This is a genomic window from Pararcticibacter amylolyticus, from assembly GCF_003130405.1.
In the GTDB taxonomy this organism is placed as follows: Bacteria; Bacteroidota; Bacteroidia; order Sphingobacteriales; family Sphingobacteriaceae; genus Arcticibacter; species Arcticibacter amylolyticus.
Map to the genome: position 1 here is coordinate 35276 of NZ_QEAS01000023.1, position 23768 is coordinate 59043.

The following is a 23768-nucleotide window of genomic DNA, read 5'->3' on the forward strand; positions in this document are numbered from 1 at the left end:
TACTAATTGTTAGTACCCAGGATTCTGTTTTACATTAGGATTATTGCTTACATCGTCTGACGGGATAGGCAGACTACGGTGGCGGCCTATTTCGAAATTATTAAAGTCGGCATCGCGCTGCTTAAGTTCATCTATGCCTGCCTGGTTATCCAGCAAGCCCCAGCGCTTAAGATCGGCCCAGCGGTGGCCTTCCGTCGAAAGCTCCAGCACACGCTCCATCTGAAGGCGCTTCAGGAACCTGTCGGTGCCGGTAGTAGCGGTAAAATGATTGACCGATAAAGAAGGCATATTCACCCGTGCCCTCACGCGGTCGACACACGCAACAGCCGCAGACAGGTCGCCGCCAGACTCAGCAATACACTCCGCATACATTAAAAGCACGTCTGCGAAGCGGATCACCCTCACATTTATAGGATTATAATAGTCATCAAACCCCCGCTCATACGAAGCATATTTCCGGAAGAATACGCGGCCGTTCCAGTTGGACTGCTGCCACAGGGCGTTATTGCTTACCAGCCTGTACACCAGGTTATTGTCCGTAAAATCGGCTTCCATTCCCTGATAGAACGCAGTGTATTTCAGGCGAATATCATTTCCGTTGCTGATATTCTTTTCACGCTTTAGTTCAGTAACCAGCCATGGACGAAGCTCACCATCATTCCAGCCTATGCCCGGCGGCGCGAAGAATTGCCCCCTGTGCAGGCCAAGGTTAGGATTAACATCGTTAACACCATCTCCTGCCGGTGCCGGGTTTGCGCTTGAATACTGGATTTCGAATACCGATTCAATATTATTTTCCGTCCGGTCGCTGAAGTTGTCGCCATAATTCTGAACAAGGTTGTAGTACGACTTGCCTTCACCTTCTACCAGCCACTGAAGATCGGTTCTTGCTTCATTCCATTTATGCAGCTGCATATAACACTTGGCCCTGAACGCAAGCGCAGCCCCTTTGGTAGCCCGTCCTTTATCTGCCCCCTGCCACACTGCCGGAAGTACATTCTGGGCGGCAGTAAAATCACTGATAGCCTGCATAAAGACTTCTGTTTCCGTATGCCCTTCCGGCTGCATATCGGGAGTGGATGGTTCAAGGACGACCGGCAGGCTCTTGTTGCCGGTCCCCCATAGCACCGCCAGGTTATAATAATACAATCCGCGAAGGAAATACGCCTGCCCCAGGAGACGGTTCTTTTTCTGTTCATCGGCAAACTGGATAGCAGGCACATAAGCAAGCACCTGGTTGGCCCTGAAAATAGCCTGGTAGCATTCTGAATAGGTTACGGCATTGCCTTCGGCAAAGTTGTAATTATTGTATCTGAACTGAGTCCACTCCTTCAGCTCTGCCCAGGGACTCTGGCTGAACCCTTCATCAGAAGTAAGGTCATGCCTGAACCACAGCCAGCGGGCATAGGTTCCGGGTTTATAAAACATGTTGTAAATCGCATTAACGCCGTATTCCGCATCGGTTTCCGTTAACCAGAAATTCTTTTTTGTGATCGAATTCGGATTGTCTACATCCACTTTACATGCATTGAACAGGATAGCTACCCATACGATGTATAAAAACTTTTTCATCTCTTTCTACCGTTAATGATTAAAATGATAATTGTGTACCGAATGTGATCCCTCTTGGTGTTGGAAAAGCTCCTCCGTCATAAGTACGGTCCCATATATTGGTATTCAGGAACTCAGGATCGAGCCCGGTATAGGAGGTAAACGTGAACAGGTTCTGCCCGTTCACATAAAAACGGGCACTGTCGAATGCCTTACCCAGCAGCGATTTTGGCAGGTTATATCCCAGGGCTATCTGCTTTATCCGCACATAATTGCCGTTTTCGAGCCAGCGGTCCTGATCGGCCCGCGAGTTACGCGAATCGCCGAATATTGGCCGCGGATCTGCGGCGTTTGGATTCTGCGGAGTCCAGGGATCATAATCAGCACGGTAATTGGAATTATCATTATAACTATCGAAGCCATTGCGCGGTCCGTTGAAGATCTTATGTCCAAAAGCACCGGTCATCTGTACCTGCAGGTCAAATCCTTTATAGCTGAACCCGAGGTTCATGCCAAGCTGGTACGACGGAATGGTCGAGCCCGCATGCTGCCTGTCGGCATCCGTGATCATGCCGTCATCATTGTAATCGATATACCGGATGTCGCCGGGCTTTGCATTTGGCTGGATCAATTTCCCCTGGCTGTTGCGGTGCGACATCACTTCTTCCTCAGACCGGAATAATCCACCGGTCTTTATCAGATACCATTCGCCAACCGGACTTCCCACTACAGACATTGTATTCCATTGAGTGAAACGCTGGCGGTCATATCCGAGCTTTCTGATCTTATTTTTCAGGTAAGAACCATTGACATCTATATTGTAGCCGAAATCACGGCCAATCTTATCCCTCCAGCTCAAAGCCAGCTCCACTCCCCGGTTTTCCAGTGTAGCAGCATTTACAAAAGGATTGCCACCATTATTCCCCGTTGACCGGAGGATCTGCATAGGGGTTAATACGTCACGCGTTACCTTAAGAAAATACTCTGCAGACACATTCAGCCTGTTTTTAAACATGGAAGCGTCGGCACCTAAATTGAGCTGCGACAACTTTTCCCACTTCAGATCTTCGTTGATGAGCTGCACCTGGGTCATTCCGGAAACGACGGTGTTATCACCAAACACGGCCTGCGGAAAAGCATTCACCAAAGCAACCCAGTCCCAGAAACCTATATTTGAAGTACCTAATATTCCATAGTTGGCCCTGAGTTTCAAATCATCTATCCAGGATACATCAAAAAAGTTTTCTTTGCTGATCCGCCAACCGCCGGCCACCGACGGAAAATACCCGGCACGATGCTGAGGTGCAAAGCGCGAAGACTCATCACGGCGCATGGTAAAGCTGAGCAGGTAGCGCTCATCAAAATCATAATTCACGCGGCCGAAAACCGAGAACAATTTCGATTCATCCAGATAGCTACCTGTTCTGGGATTCACCAGTGTGGCGTTAAGCTGGTCATAGTATTCTCCCGTCAAACTATTGGTAAGCACTCCATTTTTGGTCCCCCATACCTGTTCGTAAAAGAATGGCTGGAAACTGATGCCTGCCACCGCCGAAATTCCGTGCCTGCCGAACTTCCTGTTAAATTCCAGGGTGTTGTCAAAGACAAATTCGCGCGACTGCCCCTGGTTCCTGTTCAGCGATGAAGGGTCCTGCGGCTGGTTGGCTTGCCATGACCCTATTTTACGTAAATAGCGATACCGGTCGTTACTGATATCGAAGCCGAAATTGAACCGGTACTTAAACATCTTCACCACTTCCAGCTCCGTAAAGGCGTTCCCCCTGATACGGAGATTGCTGTTGCGGGTATCTGTAAAATCTTCCTTAGCAAAAGGATTACTTCCGAAGGTGATATCATAGGTACCGTTGCCAAATCCATACCCTCCGTAGTTCCTTGAATCACGGATCGGAATGGTGGGCAGCATCCGGTACACATCAATGATCGGGTTAGTGTCCATCTGGTCTACGCCAAAATGGCTCAGGATTATATTCTCACCAATCGTAAATTGAACATGCTTCCCAAAATCCCGGCTGGCGGAGGTGTTCGAACGCAGCGTAAAGCGTTCGCTTTTTGTTCCGATCGTGGTACCCGTATTACCCTGGTAGTTACCGGAGATAAAATATCGGCTGGCTTTCCCGCCGCCCGAAAATGAAATATTGTGATCCTGGACCGCTCCGTTTTTAAATACTTCTTCCTGCCAGTCGGTATCAGCCTCAAAGTGGTTGGCTAACCCATTGAGATTTGGATTTCCATCGGCAATAGCATTCATAAATGCGAGATCATTCAATTTGATCCACTGCCCGCGGTTTGTCAGGTTGTAGCGGGGAAGCCACTGGGTGGTCAGCCGCGAAGACACATCGATCTTCATGGCGCCTTCCCTGCCCTTTTTAGTGGTGATGATGATCACCCCGTTCCCAGCCCTGGAGCCGTAGATGGCCGCAGCAGAAGCGTCCTTCAGCACCTGGATGGTTTCAATATCGTTGAAATTGAAATCCCTGTTTGCGCCCGAGATCACTCCATCTACGACATACAGCGGATTGTTGTTGCCAAAAGTGCCGGTACCGCGAATCTCTACTTTTCCTTCGCTACCGGGCGCTCCCGACGAACGCACATTGATTCCGGGCACGGTCACCAGTGCATCGCCGACGGTTCCGGTTACGATGGTATTTTTCATCTCATCCGGTTTAAACACTGAAACCGCACCGGTAAGATTGGCCTTTTTCACCGTCTGGTATCCAATGACTACCACTTCTTCCAGTTGCTGTCCGTCGTTCTTCATAATCACTTCGATCGTTTTCTGCCCTTTATAGACGATCTCCTGCCGGGCCATGCCTATCTGGAAAAATACCAGGGTATCGTTTTGCGCTGCCCGCACTGAAAAGTTTCCATTTTCGTTGGTGGTAGTCCCCTGCGACGTACCTTTTATACGTATACTTACTCCTGGCAGGGCCTGCTTCTGAGCATCCAGTACACGCCCGCCGATCGCTGTCTGCTGACCGCGGGCGATCCCCATGCAGGCAACAAGTAGTAGTAATAAAGTTATCCTTACCATGCTTTTGTCAATAGTCTAATAATCGTTTGGTTAATTTTATGCTTCTCATTTAATAGTAGATGGCGATATAATGGAGTTCCTGTCAAACGTAATCGTGTTATCACGTATCGCCATGTTGATAATATACATCAGCCGCGGTGACACTTTAGTGGTGTCGTGGTGCGCGTGAAATACATACTTAAAATTCTGGTCTTTGTCCCTGAAATAAGCCCCGTGCCCTGTTCCTGCCATGCCAGCCGCCGGACGCTGCAGGATGGGGTTATGCTCACTTTTCTTCCACGGCCCCAGTGGCGAGCCGGCAGTAGCGTACCCTATGCCGTAGTCCTGGCTGCGGAAATCATTTCCCGAATAAAGCATGTAGTACCGGTTATTGTATTTGAGCACAGAGGCTCCTTCTGCCACCTTGCCCATCACGGTTTCCCATGGATCGGAGGCGGTAACACATTTTGTCAGTGTTTCTTCCCGGATGGTCAGCCAGTCGTCTTCCAGCCGGGCAGCCCAGATCTCATTCCCGTTGGTAAAGCGAACGAAGTAAATGTAGGGGGTCCCGTCCTCATCGATAAACAGCGACGAATCAATTCCCTTTTCATCGCGCATAGGCCTTTTGTTGTCCTGCTTAAATGGCCCGAGAGGCGAGTCGGCCGTTGCCACACAAATATGTTCTTCTGCCGAATAAAACAAATAGAACTTCCTGGTTGCCGGATTGTAATACACCTCCGGTGCCCAGAACCACTTGGTACCGTAGGAGTCAGCTTTTTTCAGCAGCATCTCTCCATGCTTTTTCCACGACTTCAGGTCCCGGGAGTAAAATACCTCAAAGCCTTCGTCGGAGCTGGTTCCATACGCATAATAAGTGTTCTCATGGAAAAGAATAAAAGGATCGGCGATGGGTACATTGGGGGCCACTGTCACAACAGCTTCCCTGCCGGATGATAGCGGGTTCGCGCTATTGAGCGTCCTGACATTACATGACACAGCCATCACGGCATATAAGCATATACCTGCAAATCCATGGAGTTTTCTCATTGTTCTGTTATATAAGTTTTATTCGTTTTTGATGATCCTGATCCTTGAGTTGCGGAGATCCGCGACATACATGTTGCCTTCATTGTCGAAGGCAATCCCTTCGGGCTCATTAAATTTGGCACTGCCGGCACCGCCGTCAAGAAAGCCCTGGTTACCCGCCCCTCCGTCACCAGCATACCGAACTACCTTTCCGTCGGGGCTCACCTGCCGCACCCAATGATTGAATTTCTCGGCGATGTAGAGATTACCACTGGCATCCACGGTTGCCTGCGCGGGCTGATCAAAGCTGGCCTGTGCACCTGTACCGTCAACCGCCCCCCAGGAGCCGGTACCCGCAAACTTCTGAAAACCGCCCGTAATGCTTTTGGTAGCAGGGTCATACCCGGCTTTCAGGATCCCGATATAGGGATATTTTGCGATCAGGTACAATTGCCGCCCGTCCGGGGAAAAGCAGAAACTGGCATAGAAATCAGCGTTAATTCCGGGGAATCCAACAAAATCATAAAGGAGCTTTATGCGGTTTTCACTTTTATCCCAGGTATATAGTTTCCTTGGCCAGCAGTAAAATATCAGGCTGCCATCTGTGGGATGTATGCCTGCAAAATTGACGTGCCTGGTCTCATTCTGTGAGCGCACATAATCCTGCTGCACGGCAAAGCCACTGTTCCGCGTCAGTATTGCTACCGTCACATTGTTATTGTTCCCTGCATTGTCATTGCCGATAAAAAGAGTGTCGCAGCTGACCGACATGGTAATACTGCGCGGGTTGTTTACAGACCCGGAGAGTGTCGCTACGGTCTCTACCCTTCCGTCCTTAATGCGGCGCACCTTCCTGCCCTCTTCAAGCACAAATAAGGCGTTGTCTTTGCGGTCGTATGTCAGCCAGTACGGCCTGTTAAAGCTTGCCTGGCGTAAGCTTCCGTCTACAGAAACCGCAGCACCACTGCCGCTGAAGGTATAAACATTCCTGGTATAGGTGTACGTAAAGGGAACTGAAGGACTAAACTCAGCACCACCTACCGTCACTTTCACGGCTCCGCTGCCGGCATTTTGCGGGACAATAGCGTAGATGCGCGTTGGGGTGACACCTGCAACTTTTGCCTCAACATTGTTGACCCAGACCTTAACATCGCCCGCGCTGCTGCCAAAGTGATTACCATTGATCGTCAGTTCCGATCCGCCGCCGCCTGTTTGCGGAGAGAATCCTTCAACAACCGGTTCACCCCCTTCGGGGCCGGGGTCAGGTTTACTGCAGGCACCAGCGCAAAACGCGAATGCCAGTACAGCTGCAAACAGGCGATTTGCATAATTTCTTTTTAACGCAATTTTCATGTTAGTTTTGATTTAAATAGTACAATTGGTTTCTCCAAAACTAGGCGGGACAGCTATGCGGCGTTATCAAAAAAGTCTCATTTATTGAAAAAATCGTATCAGATTTATTTTCTCAAAAACAAGTAAAACACTCATTAAAAGCAACTTAATCAATTGAAGTCTTTTGGAGCCACACCAAACTGCTCCTGGAAACACCTGGAAAAGTAGGAAGGAGAATTGAAGCCGACCAGGTGACATATCTCGCCGATCTGGTATTTATTTTTCCTGATCAGTACGGCGGCCATTTTAAGTCTTTCTAACCTTAAGTACTCGTTCGGGCTCATATCAAGTACTCCTTTGATCTTCCGGTAAAAGCTGGCCCTGCTTATATTCAGCGATTCCGCAAGATCTTCCATTTTGAAGTCGGGATTTTGAATATTCCGGTGAATAGCTTCCCGCAGGGCATCAAGAAATACTTTGTCCGTTTCCGTTGTGATCATGGTGCTGGAGGTCACCATGGGATTCTTCAGGAAAGCATCCCTCAGTTTTTCTCTTCCAAGGATGAGGTTGGCAACCATTGCCGCCAGGTATTCCGGGGAGAACGGCTTCTCAACGTAGGCATCAGCTCCGGTCTCCATTCCCTCTATCTTCGACTGAAGGTTAGTCTTAGCCGTCAGCAGGATAAGGGGTATATGACTGTAACGAATGTCCGACTTGATCTTCCCGCATAGTTCTATCCCCGTCATTTGCGGCATCATAATATCGCTGATCACGAGGGTCACCATATTCTTTTTCAGAACTTCCAGGGCTTCTGTGCCGTTAGCTGCCATCAGCACATGGTATTTATCAGCCAGTAATTTCCTGATAAACCGCTGCATATCTCCATTGTCCTCCACAATCAGTATAGTATGCACCCTGTTAGCAGGTTCACTGCCTGCTGAATACACCGGAAGGCCGGCGGTACTGTTCTCTTCTGCAGAGACGGGTACCGTGACGGCATTTTCCCGGTGTGCGGGAAGTACCAGGGAGAATACATTATAAATCTCGTCCCTGAGTATGCGCAGGCTTCCCCCATGCAGCTCTGCCAGCGTACGGGCCAGGTGCATCCCCAGGCCGGTACCATTTATCTGACCATGTTCGTGAAGGCGGATGAAGGGTTTGAAGATGTCGTCGTACTGCTCAGGACCGATCTCCGGTCCATCTGTCGCCACACGGATCTCAAACATCCCGTCTGCCTGTATAGTTATCAGCTCCGCCCTGATAGTGTGCGCAGCATATTTAACTGCATTGCTGAAAAGATTACTGATGATCTTGGTCACTGCCTCCTTATCTATAACCGCAGTAAAATCGTCGTTATCCATTTCGAGTGCAAATGTCCGGTTGTACTCTTTAACCAGGGGCGAAAAACTCTGCTGCAGTTCGGTGATCAACTTCGAAATATTGCACTCCGATACGTTGAGCGTATAAACCGACTTTTCGATCTTCCTGAAATCCAGTAACTGGTTCGTAAGGTCGAGCAGCCTGTCTGTATTTTTCTTCATGATCCGCAGGTCGTCCAGGGTATCCTCATCCTGAAGGTTGCTCTGCACCATAATGTTTTCCAGGGGTCCCCTGATAAGGGTAAGCGGAGTTCTGATCTCATGCGTGATATTTGTAAAAAAGCGGATCATCGCATCGTGGATCTCCCGTTCCTTATCCTGCTCCAGTTTTTGTATAAACAAAGTTTGCCTGAACCGCTGCCGTCGTTTCAGGAATCGCACCAGCATGTACACTAGTCCGATAAACACCCCTGTATAAATGGCGTAGGCCCACCGGGTAAGGTAAAAAGGCGCCAGGATCGTGATGTGCAGGCGCCTTTCCTGCGGGTTCCACAACCCGTCGTTATTAGAACCGCGTACCCGGAATACATACTTGCCGCTAGCCAGATTCGAATAGCTGACGAGGGATGACTCGGTCACTCTCTGCCACTTATCTTCAAGCCCCTCAAGTTTATATTGAAGAAAGTTGATTTCCGGCGCCTGGTAACTAAGTGCAGCAATGCGGAGCGAAAAATGGTCCTGATCATGCTTCAGGGTGATGGAATCCGAAAATATAATGCTTTTATGCAACGGAGAGCCGGGCTGCCCTGCTACAGCAGGCTGGTTGAATATCAGGAAGCCGGTAATATATACCGGGGGGATATACCTGTTTTCCGTAAAAGTATCCGGTTTAAAGGCGATCAGGCCGTTGATAGATCCGAGCAGTATGGTGCCATCGTCGTCCCGGTAGCCCGACTTATAATTAAACTGCTTGTCCAGCAGTCCGCTGGCCTGGGTATATGTTTTAGTAAGGCCGTTGCGCGGATCAAACCTGACCAGTCCGCTGTTGGTAGTAAGCCAGAAGAAACCTTTACCATCTTCCACCATTTGATACACCACCCCGTTTAAAGGGCCCGGCCGGGCCGGATACCTTTTAAAAGTACCCTGTTCCGGTTCAAATTTACAGAAGCCCCTTCCTTCGGTAGTCAGCCAGATCTGCTTATTGCTGTCTTCAAAAATGCTCAGCACTTTGTTGTGCGGCAGGCTTCTTTTGTCGTCTGAATGCTGAAAATGCATCCATTTTTTATGGACAGCATCGTGCAGGAATACACCGTTGGTATAAGTAGCTACCCAGATATTGCCCTTACTATCTTCAAGAATATCATAAACGAGGTTATTGTCGAGCTCAGGCACCGTCTCAAAAGCCCCTGTTGATTTGTTGTACCTGATCAGGCCCATAGATGTCCCCAGCCAGATATGCCCGGTACTTGCTTTCCTGACAGAGAACACAAAATTGTTCCGGATAGTAGCGGGATGGTCCCCCGCAGTATATGATTTAATCTGCCCTGTACGCGTATTAATGACCCGGACTCCCTGGGAAAAAGTCCCAACCCAGAGCAGATCGCCGTCCATGCACAAACCATGGATATTGGAAAAGCCCTTACTCGGCGCAAAATGCTCAAAGGTCCTGTCCGACCGGTTAAAGCGGAATAGTCCGGCATCTTCCGTCCCGATCCATAGCTGATCGCCATGCCCCCTGACGATTTCCCGGACCCGCTGCCCCTTTAATGCTCCCTTGTTGTCTGTCGGATAGTATTTTTCGAAATAAGTTGTCTGCCCGGGAAAATAATTGACCCCTCCAAAATAAGAACCGATCCACATGCCCCCTTCTTTATCCTTGTACAACGAATAAATAGCATTATCCGATATAGAGAAAGGGTCTGACCTGGCATGCTGCAGGTGCCTGCTGGTGCCCGTTCGGCGGTCATAAACGAAAACGCCTATTTCTGTCCCGATCCAGAGTTCATTCGCAGAATAGGGATAAATACACCTGACGAAGAGGGGGCCTGTCTGAGCTGCCGGCAATGCCAGCTTCTTTACCTCCCCGGTATGCAGGTCAAGCTCCATCATTCCGTTAGTTTCCGAACCGGCATACAATTTATTATCCTCCGCCAGGAACAGGCTATTTATAAGTTCATCCTTAAACGGCTCTTTACCCTGGTTAGACGTATAAGGTTTCAGCGTTTTAAAGTGATCGTGCGTCACATAAAGTCCCTTGTAAAAACTGATCCACAGGCCATTCTGTCTATCCGGATAAAAATCCCTCACAGACCCTTTATCCTCAAAGGGAAAGTTCAGGAGCTCTTTACGCACCGTATTGTAGCTAAAAAGTCCGCGTCCGTGCACTGCAAACAGAATGCTGCCTCCCGGCCCTGATCCAATCTTATTAACAGTCCTGTCAACAGACCGGCCATTGCGGGCAACAACTGAAAACCGTTCAAACTGCTCTTTACGGGGATTATAAAGATAGGCGCCCACATCTGTGCCGACCCAGATATTCCCTTCCCTGTCTTCAAATAAGGTGGTAATAAAACTATGATCCAGCCCGGTTGCACTCCCATCGTTGCCCTTAAATACCTTTACGGTTACCCCGTCATACCTGTTCAGGCCATCTTTAGTACCAAACCACATAAACCCATTCCTGTCCTGAAGAATGGCATTTACTGTATTTTGCGACAGGCCGTTGGTTATGTCCAGTTTCCGGAAATAGTAGGATTGCGCCGGCTGGGACAGCGAATGGAAAGCAAAAAAGAAAAAAACTATACACCAAAAAGCTTTCGCTCTGCATTGATTTCTAAACCCCGCAACCGGCAACATCCTCAAAAGTACAAAATTACGGTACCGGCCCATCACTTTATTTATCCCGCTGTAAGAGGCATCTCGATCTTGACGACAGTACCCTTCCCCGCATTTGACGATACCTGCATACTCCCGTTCAGAAGACTTACCTTATTTCGCATCGAGGAAAGTCCGATTCCCTTTTTCGAGGTTTTACCATTGTCAAAGCCCTTACCATTATCGCTCACCCGTATTTTGATATTCCTGCCAACTACATTGAGATCTACACCCGCTATGGTAGCGTCTGCATGCCTTACCACGTTCAGCAGCAGCTCCTGGACAAAGCGGTAGACGGCGAGTTCAAGATAGTCGTCCAGCCGTTTATACAGCCCGTGTACGTTACACTTAATCGTGATCTTCTCCCCCAGCTGCCGGCAAACATCCTCCAGTGAAGCCTGGAGGCCATAATCGCGAAGCATCATGGGCATCAGCTCATGCGAAATGCTCCGGGTTTCCTTTATTGCATTGGAAAGCAAGTCGTCTGTGTACCGGCTGTTTTTTCTGAATTTCTCCGGATTGTTCCTTGCATTTTCCTCTGAAAGATTGGCTAATCCGAGTTTAACGGCATAAAGGATCTGCCCTAATCCGTTGTGAAGACTTTCTGAGATCCGTCTCCTTTCTTCCTCTTGCGCACTCAGGCTCGCCCTGAAAATCTCAAGCCGCTGTTCCGCTTCCATCCGCCTGATCTTTTCTTCAGCCTGCATACGGGCGGTGATGTCCATACTGGTGGCTACAACTCCGTCGCCCATCTTTACAAATACGCAGGAAAACCATTTTTCAGCCCCTTCATACTGCTGAAAATACTCTGTGGCATGAGGCTGTCCGGTATTTATAGTATTGACGATCAGATTGAAAAGGCCATTTTTTCGTATCTCCGGATATTCCTCTGCATATCGCTTTCCTACCAGGTCAAGCCGTCCTGTTTCTCTCGCCATCTTCTTGTTCACAATTTTAATCTCCAGGTCTGCAATGTTTCCGAGGTTGTCTCTCCTGGCTTCCAGGATAAACATCTGAACCAGGGTGGCATCGAAAATCGACTGCAATTGATGATGGCTATGTTCCAGTTCAGCTGTTCTCTGTCTTACTTCCGACTCCAGCTGCATGCGGTACTGCATTTCAGCTTTCCTCAAAGCCTCTTCGGCCCTGATCTTTTCTGCGATTTCTCTTGTACGTTTCGTGATATCGGTAAACAATACCGCCACCTTCCTTTCTTCCGGCTCACCAATACGGAAAGCATACAGATCAAAAACACGGTGAAGGGCATCCGAACTCTCTTCAAACCGGATGCTCTCGCCTGTTTCAGCCACTTTCCCATAGATATCCATCCACTTAGGCTCTATATCCGGTGTAAGTTCGCGTATTGTTTTCCCGCTGGCTTCAGACAGTCCGTTATGCCTTTCAAATGCAGGGTTCACTTCCAGAAAGCGCCAGTCAACCGGTTTCCCCTGTTCGTCGTATAACATCTGGATAATACAATACCCCTCATCCATATAATTAAACAGGACATGATATTTGTCTTCCGCTTTGCGGGCAATTTCATCTTTTAACCATAAGTTTTCCTGCTCTGCTATTTTCCGTTCGGTAATATCCCTGGTAGTAGTGGCAACCCCATCGTTCAGCTTCACAGTTGACTGATGGAACCAGCCATTGAATTGTTCACTAACGTAATACCTTTCGCTTCTGTCAGGGATACCCGTTTCCAGTACTTTTTTGAACGTATTAAAGATCTCCACCTGTAATACACCCGGGTTAAGCGTCAGGAGGCTTTTCCCGATGACATCCCCATACACCTTTTCAGATGCCGAGTTATTCAATATCCAGACAAAGTCAACGATCTCATTCTTATCATTGCGCACAGCCCTGAAAACCTGGATCATATCAATGGAGCTATCAATAGTCGCCTTCAGGAGATCCTTCCTTTCTTTCAGTCCTTTTGTATGAAACAGCATTTCTTCCGCGGTCTTAAGAGCGTTTTTATCTTCTGCTTCGTTCAGCATTCCGATTTGATCGTTAAGCTGAAGAGGCTCCATGTCCCCTAAATACCCTGCTCCGCCCGCCTCAAGCGCCTGACGCGCAAGATCATTACACCCTGTTCCTTGTCTCTCCCCGATACTCATCAATTACCATATTATTTAAAGATTAGCCGACTGAATATTTCAACGACAGTCAGCATAAATCCATTAAAAATAATAAAAGAGTCCTACACTAAATAACTGATCATAAAAAAAGCCGGTATGCTGTTATTGCATACCGGCTTTTTTTATTTCTGTCTTCTTTTATTTCAGGCGAGCGAATACAATTCGTCCCGCTGTTGTTTAACTGTTTCGCTGCTGATATACTCGTCATACGTCATCAGTTTATCAATGAGTCCGCCGGGGGTAAGCTCTATGATGCGGTTAGCCACCGTGTTGGTAAGCTCGTGGTCACGCGATGTAAAGAGGATTGTTCCCCTGAAATCGTTCATGCCGTTATTGAGGGCGGTGATCGATTCAAGATCGAGGTGGTTGGTAGGTTCATCAAACAGGAGTACATTTGCCTGCTGAAGCATCATTTTGGAGAACATACAACGCATCTTCTCTCCTCCCGACAACACCGAACATTTCTTCAACACTTCCTCTCCCGAGAAAAGCATCTTTCCTAAAAAGCCGCGGATAAACTGCTCGTCTTTGTCGACTTCCGAATATTCACGCAGCCAGTCTATCAGGTTGAGATCTTTACCTTCAAAGTATTCAGCATTATCTGTCGGAATATCAGCCGGGTTAATGGTTACCCCCCACTTAAAACTACCGCTGAAATCGGTATCCCTTCCCATCAGGATATTATAGAAAGCTGTTGTAGCCAGGCTGTTCTGAGAAAGTACCGCAATCTTATCCCCTTTATTCACCATCAGGTCGATACCGGAGAACATCACTTCACCCGCAGATTCCTTCCGCAGGTTTTCAATCTGAAGGATCTGATCACCGGCTTCGCGCCCCTGGTTATTAAACAAGATAGCAGGATATTTACGGTTTGAAGGCTTGATCTCATCCAGGTTGATCTTATCAAGGGCCTTTTTACGGCTGGTAGCCTGTTTTGATTTGGAAGCATTCGCGCTAAAGCGACGGATGAATTCCTGCAGCTCTTTCACCTTGTCTTCCATCTTCTTGTTCTGATCGGCACGCTGACGTAAGGCCAGCTGGCTCGACTGATACCAGAATGAATAGTTACCGGAGAAGATGGTCATCTTTCCGAAGTCGATATCCACTATATGCGTACAAACGGTGTCCAGGAAGTGACGGTCGTGAGAAACCACGAGCACGATATTCTCATATCCCGCCAGAAAATCTTCCAGCCATGCAATGGTATCAATATCGAGGTCGTTAGTAGGCTCATCCAGCAGCAGGATGTCGGGATTTCCAAAGAGAGCCTGGGCTAAAAGCACCCTCACCTTCTGATTTCCGTCCAGCTCTTTCAGCAGCTTGTAATGAAGGTCCTCACTTATTCCCAGGTTGCTGAGCAAGGTTGCAGCATTGCTCTCCGCATTCCAGCCGTCCATTTCAGCAAAGATGTTTTCAAGCTCTCCTGCCCTTTCCCCGTCTTTATCTGTAAAATCTTCCTTCGCGTAGAGGGCATCTTTTTCCTTCATCACACTATACAGCTCTTTATGACCAATAAGTACGGTCTCGATCACCGAAAATTCATCAAATTCATAGTGATTCTGCTTCAATACAGCCATGCGTTCTCCCGGTGTAATACTCACCGAACCCGAGCTCGGATCTACTTCACCACTCAGGATCTTCATGAAAGTAGATTTTCCTGCGCCGTTAGCGCCGATGACCCCATAGCAGTTGCCATGCGAGAACTTAAGATTAACGTCCTCAAAGAGAGTGCGTTTGCCGTAACGTAGAGATAGATTGGATACCGTGATCATGCCTTGCCAAATAAGGTGGCAAAGGTAGGGATATCAATTTAATATCGCAAAAGCCTGAAAAGGTTTATTTTAGCATGTTTTTATGATGACAAAAGACCAGTTAATCCAACAACTTAAAGCCAGCTTAACCAAACGGGGAAGCCAGAGAATCGCTGATATCTGTGTCAGTGAACCTGCTCTAATGCACGAACTGCTCCTGTTGTCTTTCCATCATGAGCCCGAAATTGCTTTCAGGGCTGCGTGGGTACTGGAAACATCGGCACTGCAATACCCGGAAGGGTTCAGGCAAAATATCCCGGTTTTTCTGCAGCGCTACGGAGACCAGTCAAATAACAGCTGCCAGCGTCACTTCAGCAAGATCATGATGCATTTGCTCAAAACGAACGCCATTCCTGAACCATTTGATTACGCCGCTATTATCGAACCCACCTTTGTGTGGCTGGCTGATGAACAAATCCCCGTTGCCGTAAAAGCAAATTGCATGAGCATCCTTTTCATGCTCAGGAAGAAAGAGGACTGGATCGGGGAAGAACTAAGGGCGCAGATAGAGTTCCTGATGAAGGATGGTACTGCGGCGATCCAAAGCCGTGGAAAAAAGATCCTGCATAAGCTGGCCGCAAAATAAATACATTCTGTATTATTGCACTGTTAAATCACAGCCGTTACGATGGAATTAACTCTTACAACCCCGGCTCTTTTATTCCCGGCTATTTCTCTGTTGCTTCTTGCTTACACCAACCGTTTTCTGGCACTGGCAAGCCTGATCCGGAACTTAAAAAACCAGTATTCCGAAAACAAAAATCCTAACCTGCTCGGCCAGATCAGCAATATCAGGAAAAGGATTATCCAGGTGAGGAATATGCAGGCCTGCGGAATTATGGGCTTTTTGATCTGCGTTTTGTCTATGTGGCTTCTCTATAGCAATCAGCAAAAGATCGCAGAGTATGCATTTGGCTTCAGCCTTCTGCTCCTGATGATTTCGCTGCTCATCTCCTTCAGGGAAACGCAGATCTCGGTAAAAGCACTGGAAATAGAATTGAGCGATCTCGAAGAATCAATAAGGGAAGACAAAAAGCGATAAGATGACCCTTTCTGTCAGCACACCGATTATTCTGTTCCCGGCGATATCGCTGATCCTGCTCGCCTATACAGAAAAGTTTGTCCAGCTGGCCCGCCTGGTGCGGACATTAAAAAAGCAATATGAGAACAACAGTGCTACTCACCTGGTTGAACAGATAGAAAACCTCAAAAGGCGTATCTACCTGATAAAGAACATGCAGGCTTTCGGTACGTTAAGCTTTTTTCTCTGTATCGCCACCATCTTTCTGCTGTTCAGCTCCCTGGAAACCCTGGCATATTACACCTTCTGGATCAGCATGATCCTGCTTATGACTGCGCTTTACCTGTCATTCAGGGAGATCCGGCTCAGTTCAGATGCCTTAAAACGCGCCCTGGACGACGAAACACCCCGGTAATTTCCATTCTCTGCCAACTTCCCGGCTGTCTTATCACGGCACAGCCAGCGCCTGGTGACCGGAAAATAAATCCCGCTCCGGGTTACATTTCAATCCTCATCAGGATTAAATATAAAAACCAACCTCTATGAAAGTATCAAAAAAGCTTATCCTGTTTGCAACGGCTGTTCTCATAGCTGGTTGCAGTTCTAACAAAACGGAAGAAAGTAGTGTCTACTCTGCTGCCGATTCTGCCAGCAGTGATTACCCGGCTTCAGACCCCTCTCAGAAACTGGTAAAAACGGCCAGTATGGATTTTAAAGTATCCGATGTCAATAAAAGCAGCCGGCTTATCTCCGATAAGGCACGAAGTCTCGGCGGAATGGTTATGAACCTGGATATTGAAAGTATGGAGAACAGCAGCAAGACGATCAAGCTATCAGAGGATTCTGTGCTTCTGGTTGGTTCGTATACCACGAGGGCTGTGATGAACGTAAGGGTCCCCTCCCTCCACCTCGAAGAGTTCATCAATGAGGTAAATGCTTTATCCTCCTATCTCAACAACAGCAAGCTTCAGATTGACGACAAAAGTGTAGACTACATTGCCACACAGCTGAAGCAGCAAAGCAGGGAAAAATTACTGAAAGACGCGGGAGACAAAGCCGTTAAAAGCAGAGAAGTGACAGACCTGATCGCCAGGTCCGATGAAATGATTGATCAAAAGGCAAATACACAAAGGATTGACCAGGACGTAAAGTACAGCATGGTTGCCCTGTCCTTCTATCAGAATGAATCGGTGAGAAAAGAGAAAGCAGCAAACGGCGACCTGTCTGCATACCGGCAGCCGTTTTATAACCGCTTCACAGATGCTCTTGAATATGGGTGGTATTTCTTACTTGAGATTGTGATCGCCCTGAGCAACCTATGGGCAATCTTGCTGTTAGCCGCCGCAATATGGTTTATATACCGCTACCTGAAAACCAGGAACAAGCTGATCCTGCACCCTAAAGAGAATTAAAATTCTGAAGAAGCAGAGAATTATTTAAATGCAAGGACAGCGTTCAGGAGGCAGGATACGATCTCTTCCTGGCCGCTGTCCGATTTCATATAAGTCTCTTCAGAAGGACTGCTGAGATAGCCGATTTCAGTCAGAATTGCAGGCATAGAAGCTCTGGCCAGCACCGCCAGGCTTTTTTCGTGAACGCCCCGGTCAATCCTTCCCACCTTTTTATACTCCTTTTGCAGAAGGCTGGCAAGCTGGATGCTTTTAGTGCGGAAGGCATTTTTCATCAGCGATAACAAAATGATACTCTCCGGGTCTTTTGGATCGTAGCCATTATAGTTCTTCTTGTAATCCTTTTCAAGGAGGATAGAAGCATTTTCCCGGATCGCGATGTCCTGCTCATCCAGGCGGCCAAAACCGGAAACATAGGTCTCTACCCCCCTGATTGCGGCCCTGTTCTTTTTATTGTAGGGAAGCGAGTTACAATGGATTGAGATAAAGAGGTCAGCTTTTACGTCGTTGGCCTTTTCTATACGCTCATACAAAGGGACAAACACATCCGTACTCCGCGTCAGAACCACTTTAATTCCCTTTGTTTTCAGAGCCCGGCTCAGCTTTAAAGCAACATCCAGCGCTACGTCTTTTTCATTTGTGCGGGCACTCCGGGTGCCACCGTCTTTACCGCCATGGCCTGCGTCCACAACAACTGTAAAAGTCCCTGCCGCCCCGTTTGAGGGAAGGTTATCAGCATACACCGAAAGGGATACAAAGAGAGCAAAAGCAACGTAAAAAAATAGTCTAATCATCAAAATCTGTACTTTGGGCAAAAATTATAATTTACAAACTACCATACAAACTATTTCCGCAGATGTTTAAAATAGCTGGTATTTTCTGCCGGTTCTACGTCTGTAACGCTATAAAGTTTACTTATTTCACAGTGTAACGATAAATCGTTCTCATCATATTTCCGTCCTTATCCATTCCTTCCACAACAGCCCTGTAGGGGCCTCGTCCGTCAGCGTTAAAGAATTCAACACTGGCCTTCCCTTCAGCATCTGTCACCACCGATGGATTCCAGTAGATGGTGCTCCGCAGGTCGTTCGTAACCGGCCCGCTTCTCACCACCGCGTATTTCGGAGAGTAAAACTGCCGGGCTTTCTGATAGCCCATAGGAGTAAAGTTTATCAGATTGCTTTGGGGCAGCAGCTCCTGGAGATCCGACAACTTCACGGGAGTTCCTTTAGGCGGTTTCTTCGTGTTTACCACCAGTACCCCGTTGGTGTTATAAAGGCGGTTTACAGTCCCCAGATCGTCGCGAAGGAATATCTCAACAGATTCCACTTCGGAAGAATTAACCGAACTCAGGTTGATCGCATCTACCGGCATCCCGTTCAGGAATACCTGGACAGGTGTCCTGTTTCCCGAATTATAATCCCTCGTGATATAGAAGTTTTCTTCCGAGAACATCATCCCCATCGTACCTCCCTTTAAACAATCGAGAAGAAACGGGCAGCTTTGAAAACGATCCCCGGGGATCAGCTGGTCAGGCATGGCGCTAAGACCGCTCAATGCCGGATAATCCTTATGGCTCGGCTTCGGAGTGGCCCGGCTCTTAATCACAACCTCCTGAAGCACCACAGCCGTCCTGTATACTTTTTTGCTGTTCGCCAGGTAGGGGTTCAGCGTACTGTCGATATTGATCATCACATCACCCTGGTTCACATTCGGAGTAGCTCCCGGCAAAACATCGCCGTCCACCATGATCATCATGTTGCGCGAATTGACATTCCCCCGGGCACTAAGGATCGCCTTTGAAGAGTCGGGAAATACCAGGTTGGTAAACCTGAACTTGCCCTCTGCATTTGTCTGGGCACTTGCCGACACCCCTTTTTCAGGAACAATGAACTGAACTACTCCCTTATTCACCGGCAGCCCGTTCTTCATCCTCAGTGTTCCTGATATCTCAATGCCCTGTTCCGGTAAATAGCTCACTGCAGGCACTTTATCGTCGAGGATGTCGCGGTAAGAATAAGACCGGTATCCCTGCGTCAGCATGAGAACATCAAGATCAGCTATTTTCTTTTCATCCATCTGGTGGAAGTAGTAATTCGGCTTTTCAACATACCCCTTAAGATCTGAAGAGAGAAGCAGGGAGCTCATGATACTGGTTTCAGAATCCTCGTCATAAGGCACTTTACTCTCGTCTACAACCGCTACAGAATAAGACCCTTCCAGCGGTTGGCCCGTATATTTTGCAGTGATCCCCAGCTTTACCTTCTGGCGGGTCGTGTAAGCCGGTTTATCCGAATTCATGGTAATTCCCGGTGTATTCGGATGGGTAATAAAAACAAGGCGCTCTGCTACCGGAGATCCCGTAGCCGTAAAAAGAGTAATCTCTACCACCCCTGAAGGAAACTTATCTTTTGGAATAGCAGCGTTATGTACGGCACTCTGAAGACGGGTCTGAGCTGCATAGCAGGTTACCCCCCCGCTCCTCGCGATAATATAAAAAGGCTCATCCTGGTGCCGCTCGAGGTAGGCAGGTGTGGCAGCGATCCTGACCGCAATATTATCCGGTGCCATGGCATTCACAGCGAGGCCAATGCCGGATGTGCGCGGTTTCGGAAGATCGTAAGATGCCTTCGATCCGTCAGCAAAGGTGACATTCGCTTTATATGTCTTCTCCGCATCGGGAGTAAAGTTCAGCATCCCCATTCCGAGGTGGCGCGAATTAAACTTTGCCACGGTTGTACCGCTGTTGTCGGTAACAGTACCGCTTGCCTCTATTCCCATCCCGTTAGCCCTGATGGCTTTAAACGCAATATTCGAACTTACCCCCGAAATAAGCCTTCCCCCCTCGGGAAAAAACTGCATATCAGGCTTGCTGAATGCAGGCTGAACAGAGAACGTACTTGTCAGATCCTTCTGATCGCTTACCGAAATCACCGTTTCAAGCTGCGGCGTTTTTACCGGTATCGAGGCAAGGACGGCATTTACCACGAGGTAACCGCTCTGATCGGTCGTTCCGCGGCCTTTACTCAAAGTTTCAAGGCCGGCAATGATCCGCCAGTTTACCTTCTTATTTACGTAGGGTTTCCCGGTTTCATCCTTAAAAAGAACTTTTGCATTAACCTTATATCCCTTATCAGCGGGTTCGCCCTGCAGGGAAATATGGGTGGTAAGTTCCTTATTCATGGTGTTCCCTATGTTGATCGTTTTAGTGAAGAAATAGGCGTCCGCAAAATTGAGCATCCAGCGGGTATATGCCCTGAACTGGTAACTTCCCTGCCTGAAGTTCATCGGGGAAAGCGTCAGGCTGCCGGAGGCCACACTGTTCCGAACGGGTAACCTCAGGGTTTCTATAATAGAATCCCGGCTGTTACTGATGTCCACATAGACCACTTTGCTCAGCTGGGAAGGCAGGTGAAGATTACTGGTCAGATAAGTCTTAAACCAGATCGTATCCCCCACAGCATAATAAGGTTTGTCGAAATGTACGTGCACCTTTTCCAGCGGCCGGCCCTCTGTAATTGCCTGCGCCTTTTCTACAATCGAGTTAATACTGATCGTATCTGGCTGCGAAAAAACAGAAAAACTGATGGTGAATATGAATGCAAACAGCGAAGTCAAAAATTTATTGGTATTCATCTAATGTCCCCTGATCTTCTAATTGAATGGTAAATATATTCATTTCCGGTTTGCGGGGGCAAGCCGGAACAATTCTTTTACATTTTTTAACGAAGATCATACAAAGCCCCTTGCCGGTGGACCGGAGCTAGAGCAGCAGCGACTCGATCCGGTATGCGGCCACCATCTCAGCAGCGTCCGACCACGAAAACACCGTAAAATGGCCGTCCTGAGACGCAACCAGCGCAAGGGCATCCCGCTGATCATACACAAACTGGGCCGCCGACAGGTGCCGCGTCCCTCCTATTTGTCCGGGGTGCACCACACTGACTGTGCCTCCCTGCACCGGCTCTATCAGCGAGATAAAACCGATATCATCATTTCCCCTCTTCCTGGCAATTTTGGCACCGAAAGCCAGCAGTTCATGCCGCCTGTTAATAACAGTAGCTCCGTCAACGGCTGTAAGCCCTGCGAGATGATCCACTTCCCGGTTCAGTGAACTTTGCCGGTCAGCCCCATGCAGGTCGCTGTTCCTGGTCAACGAGGCCAGTCCCGAGAATGCCGGCGAGATAGAATATTGAATAGGATGAATGATAGAATTGCGCCATGCTTCGGTATCGTCAGGCACGATCAATAGTGCTCCTCCGTGCCGGTGAGAACGCATGGAAACAGCCAGCTGGATCAGGATGTTTATCGGATCGCTCCAGTCACCGGGCGCTTCCAGGTCAAGCAGTATCTTCAGCAAGGGAGGGCAATCAGACAGCAGCGTTCCCTTATTATCTATTATTTTCACCTGGTCGCCCTTCAGCACCGCCACGTTCGAGAATTTACCAAAACCACATACACGCCTGTGTTTAATCACCAGCAGACCTGGTTCGGATACATCCAGGACAAAACAAAGGTTAGGAATCTTCAGGGTGGTGCCCCATATAAACAACTCGCCGTCTTCCAGGCAAACACCCAGATGAATGCCGGCGCGCTCCAATCCCGGTGCCAGTTTGGTTAGAATGCCAGTAGTCAAAGGCATCCGGTGCTCAAACAAAAGCGGGTCACCGGCCTGTTCCGGAGTAAGAAACGCAATAGAGATCTTCGGGGGATTCCCTTCCTCCTTCCGCAGGCTGGCCCAGAACGCCGCATCAATGATCGCTTCAATCACCTGCGCCGAAGGTATGCTGGCAACATCGCCCGTATCCTTCAGGGATGCAGTTTTCAGATTCTCTTTGAAATGTGTTTCTATTGCAGCCGCAACCATTCGTGCCGGTTTATATGTAGCCTGATAATTCATACTAAATGTTAAGAGAATGAACTTTTGAAGGCAACCAGCACCTTCAGAAATGTATCACGGTCAAGATCAACCTCCGCAGGTTTCTCCGGCCGCTGAGGATTTCCGTTTTTGTAATGCATTGGAAAGAGACAAATGAATTCCTGCTGCGATATTTCGTCACCCAGCCAGGGATGCTGCCTGTAAATCTCAATCAGCTTCATCTCAAACTGCTTTTCCTTAATAAAATCATTCGCCATATCAGAACTCAATAGAATATTTCCCGGCAAATTTCTAAAAAAGAGATCACAAAACCATCGCCCGGATGTCACTTTCGCTCCCCGTAGTAGACCGGTTGAGCAGCAAGCTCTATGGCAATATCATTTCGAGCAATTCAGTATAAAAGTCCTGGATAGTCCTTCCTGCTGCCCTTACCTGCTGCGGGATCAAACTGCCTTCAGTCTGCCCCGGAACTGTATTCACCTCGATAAAATAAAAATGATCCGTTTCGTTCTCCAGGATATAGTCAATGCGAACCACGCCGCTGCAATTCAGCTTCGTGTAGGCGTCTGTCACGATCTTCTGCACCCGCGAAAGCTCTTCCTCTGTCATCCGTCCCGGCGTAATCTCATCGGTAATCCCCGCTGTATATTTCGCTTCAAAATCAAAGAACTCCTTCGAGCTCACAATTTCAGTAGCCGGAAGCACCTGAATACCTTCTTTTCCCTTGTACACCCCTATGGTAAATTCCCTGCCGCCAATAAACTCTTCCACCAGCACCTGCGATCCTTCCTTAAAAGCCCGTTCGAGCGCAGCAGGCAGCTCCTCAGCAGTCTTCACCTTGCTCATACCAATGCTGCTTCCCCCGTTATTCGGTTTCACAAAAAGAGGAAGCTTCAGGCTTTCCGTAATCTGTACCGCTGCCTCCGGGCTATTCTCAAAAAGCATGGCCGATTTAGCCACATACAGATCTTTCACCCCATCAACAATCGCCTTTGTATAGCCTTTGTTCATGGTAATGGCAGAAGTAGCCGCATCACAGCTGGTATAAGGAATACCGATCATATCAAAATACCCCTGCAGTTTTCCATCCTCTCCGGGAGATCCGTGGAGCCCGATGAACACTCCGTCGAAGCGCACCACGTGATTCTGAACAGTCAAAGAAAAGTCGTTCTTATCGACAGAATGCTTCACGGCATTATCATCTACATAATACCAGCTCTCAGGCGTAATAATGATCTTATAAACATCAAATTTCTCACGGTCAATATTCTTGTCGATCACTTCCGCACTTTGCAATGAAATCACCGACTCTCCGGTAAAGCCACCGGTTACCAGGGCAATAGTCTTCTTCATGGCGGCAAAGATACAATTTAA

Annotated in this window: 16 protein-coding genes; 4 read left to right on the plus strand and 12 right to left on the minus strand. The window is 48.2% G+C overall.

Annotation, left to right across the window (positions count from 1 at the left end; translation table 11 throughout):
• Positions 1 to 9 precede the first annotated feature (9 nt).
• From DDR33_RS21570 to DDR33_RS21600, 7 genes are all read right to left on the minus strand, one after another.
• On the minus strand, positions 10 to 1572 hold the full coding sequence (locus DDR33_RS21570; protein ID WP_109417884.1) for a RagB/SusD family nutrient uptake outer membrane protein: 1563 nt from the start codon (positions 1570 to 1572) through the stop codon (positions 10 to 12).
• A gap of 19 nt (positions 1573 to 1591) precedes the next feature.
• Positions 1592 to 4603 carry a SusC/RagA family TonB-linked outer membrane protein gene (locus DDR33_RS21575; protein WP_109417885.1) on the minus strand — a complete coding sequence of 1004 codons (3012 nt, stop codon included), beginning with the start codon at positions 4601 to 4603 and terminating at the stop codon, positions 1592 to 1594.
• Positions 4604 to 4648: 45 nt separating this feature from the next.
• Positions 4649 to 5629 (minus strand): glycoside hydrolase family 43 protein, encoded by a 981-nt coding sequence (locus tag DDR33_RS21580; RefSeq protein ID WP_202913812.1) that lies wholly within the window; start codon positions 5627 to 5629, stop codon positions 4649 to 4651.
• 18 nt (positions 5630 to 5647) lie between these two features.
• Entirely contained in the window at positions 5648 to 6961 is a 1314-nt protein-coding gene (locus tag DDR33_RS21585; protein WP_109417920.1) for an IPT/TIG domain-containing protein, read from the minus strand.
• A 149-nt stretch (positions 6962 to 7110) separates the two neighbouring features.
• Complete coding sequence (locus tag DDR33_RS21590; protein ID WP_202913813.1) at positions 7111 to 11148, minus strand: two-component regulator propeller domain-containing protein; 4038 nt, start codon at positions 11146 to 11148, stop codon at positions 7111 to 7113.
• Between the two features lie 8 nt (positions 11149 to 11156).
• Positions 11157 to 13253, minus strand: a complete 2097-nt coding sequence (locus DDR33_RS21595; RefSeq protein WP_109417888.1) for a sensor histidine kinase — start codon at positions 13251 to 13253, stop codon at positions 11157 to 11159.
• Positions 13254 to 13417: 164 nt separating this feature from the next.
• Positions 13418 to 15046, minus strand: a complete 1629-nt coding sequence (locus tag DDR33_RS21600) for an ABC-F family ATP-binding cassette domain-containing protein (RefSeq protein WP_109417889.1) — start codon at positions 15044 to 15046, stop codon at positions 13418 to 13420.
• Between the two features lie 82 nt (positions 15047 to 15128).
• On the opposite strand from DDR33_RS21600, the gene DDR33_RS21605 reads away from it, so the two are divergent.
• The 4 genes from DDR33_RS21605 to DDR33_RS21620 all read left to right on the plus strand — a co-directional run bounded on the left by DDR33_RS21605 (position 15129) and on the right by DDR33_RS21620 (position 17518).
• The gene (locus DDR33_RS21605; protein WP_146198824.1) at positions 15129 to 15671 is read left to right on the plus strand and encodes a hypothetical protein; all 543 of its coding nucleotides are present in this window, start codon (positions 15129 to 15131) and stop codon (positions 15669 to 15671) included.
• 42 nt (positions 15672 to 15713) lie between these two features.
• Entirely contained in the window at positions 15714 to 16127 is a 414-nt protein-coding gene (locus DDR33_RS21610) for a DUF2721 domain-containing protein (RefSeq protein WP_109417891.1), read from the plus strand.
• A 1-nt stretch (position 16128) separates the two neighbouring features.
• Positions 16129 to 16521 carry a DUF2721 domain-containing protein gene (locus DDR33_RS21615; RefSeq protein WP_109417892.1) on the plus strand — a complete coding sequence of 131 codons (393 nt, stop codon included), beginning with the start codon at positions 16129 to 16131 and terminating at the stop codon, positions 16519 to 16521.
• A gap of 127 nt (positions 16522 to 16648) precedes the next feature.
• Entirely contained in the window at positions 16649 to 17518 is an 870-nt protein-coding gene (locus tag DDR33_RS21620) for a DUF4349 domain-containing protein (RefSeq protein WP_109417893.1), read from the plus strand.
• A gap of 20 nt (positions 17519 to 17538) precedes the next feature.
• Here DDR33_RS21620 and DDR33_RS21625 read toward each other — a convergent pair whose 3' ends face one another.
• From DDR33_RS21625 to DDR33_RS21645, 5 genes are all read right to left on the minus strand, one after another.
• Positions 17539 to 18309 (minus strand): N-acetylmuramoyl-L-alanine amidase family protein, encoded by a 771-nt coding sequence (locus DDR33_RS21625; RefSeq protein ID WP_109417894.1) that lies wholly within the window; start codon positions 18307 to 18309, stop codon positions 17539 to 17541.
• 121 nt (positions 18310 to 18430) lie between these two features.
• Positions 18431 to 21151 carry a carboxypeptidase-like regulatory domain-containing protein gene (locus tag DDR33_RS21630; protein ID WP_109417895.1) on the minus strand — a complete coding sequence of 907 codons (2721 nt, stop codon included), beginning with the start codon at positions 21149 to 21151 and terminating at the stop codon, positions 18431 to 18433.
• A 127-nt stretch (positions 21152 to 21278) separates the two neighbouring features.
• The gene (locus DDR33_RS21635; RefSeq protein ID WP_109417896.1) at positions 21279 to 22415 is read right to left on the minus strand and encodes a putative sensor domain DACNV-containing protein; all 1137 of its coding nucleotides are present in this window, start codon (positions 22413 to 22415) and stop codon (positions 21279 to 21281) included.
• 8 nt (positions 22416 to 22423) lie between these two features.
• Positions 22424 to 22651: a hypothetical protein gene (locus DDR33_RS21640; protein ID WP_109417897.1), complete on the minus strand. Its 228-nt coding sequence runs from the start codon at positions 22649 to 22651 to the stop codon at positions 22424 to 22426.
• 109 nt (positions 22652 to 22760) lie between these two features.
• Positions 22761 to 23768: D-alanine--D-alanine ligase (locus tag DDR33_RS21645; protein ID WP_317047466.1), on the minus strand; the 1008-nt coding region annotated here is incomplete at its 5' end.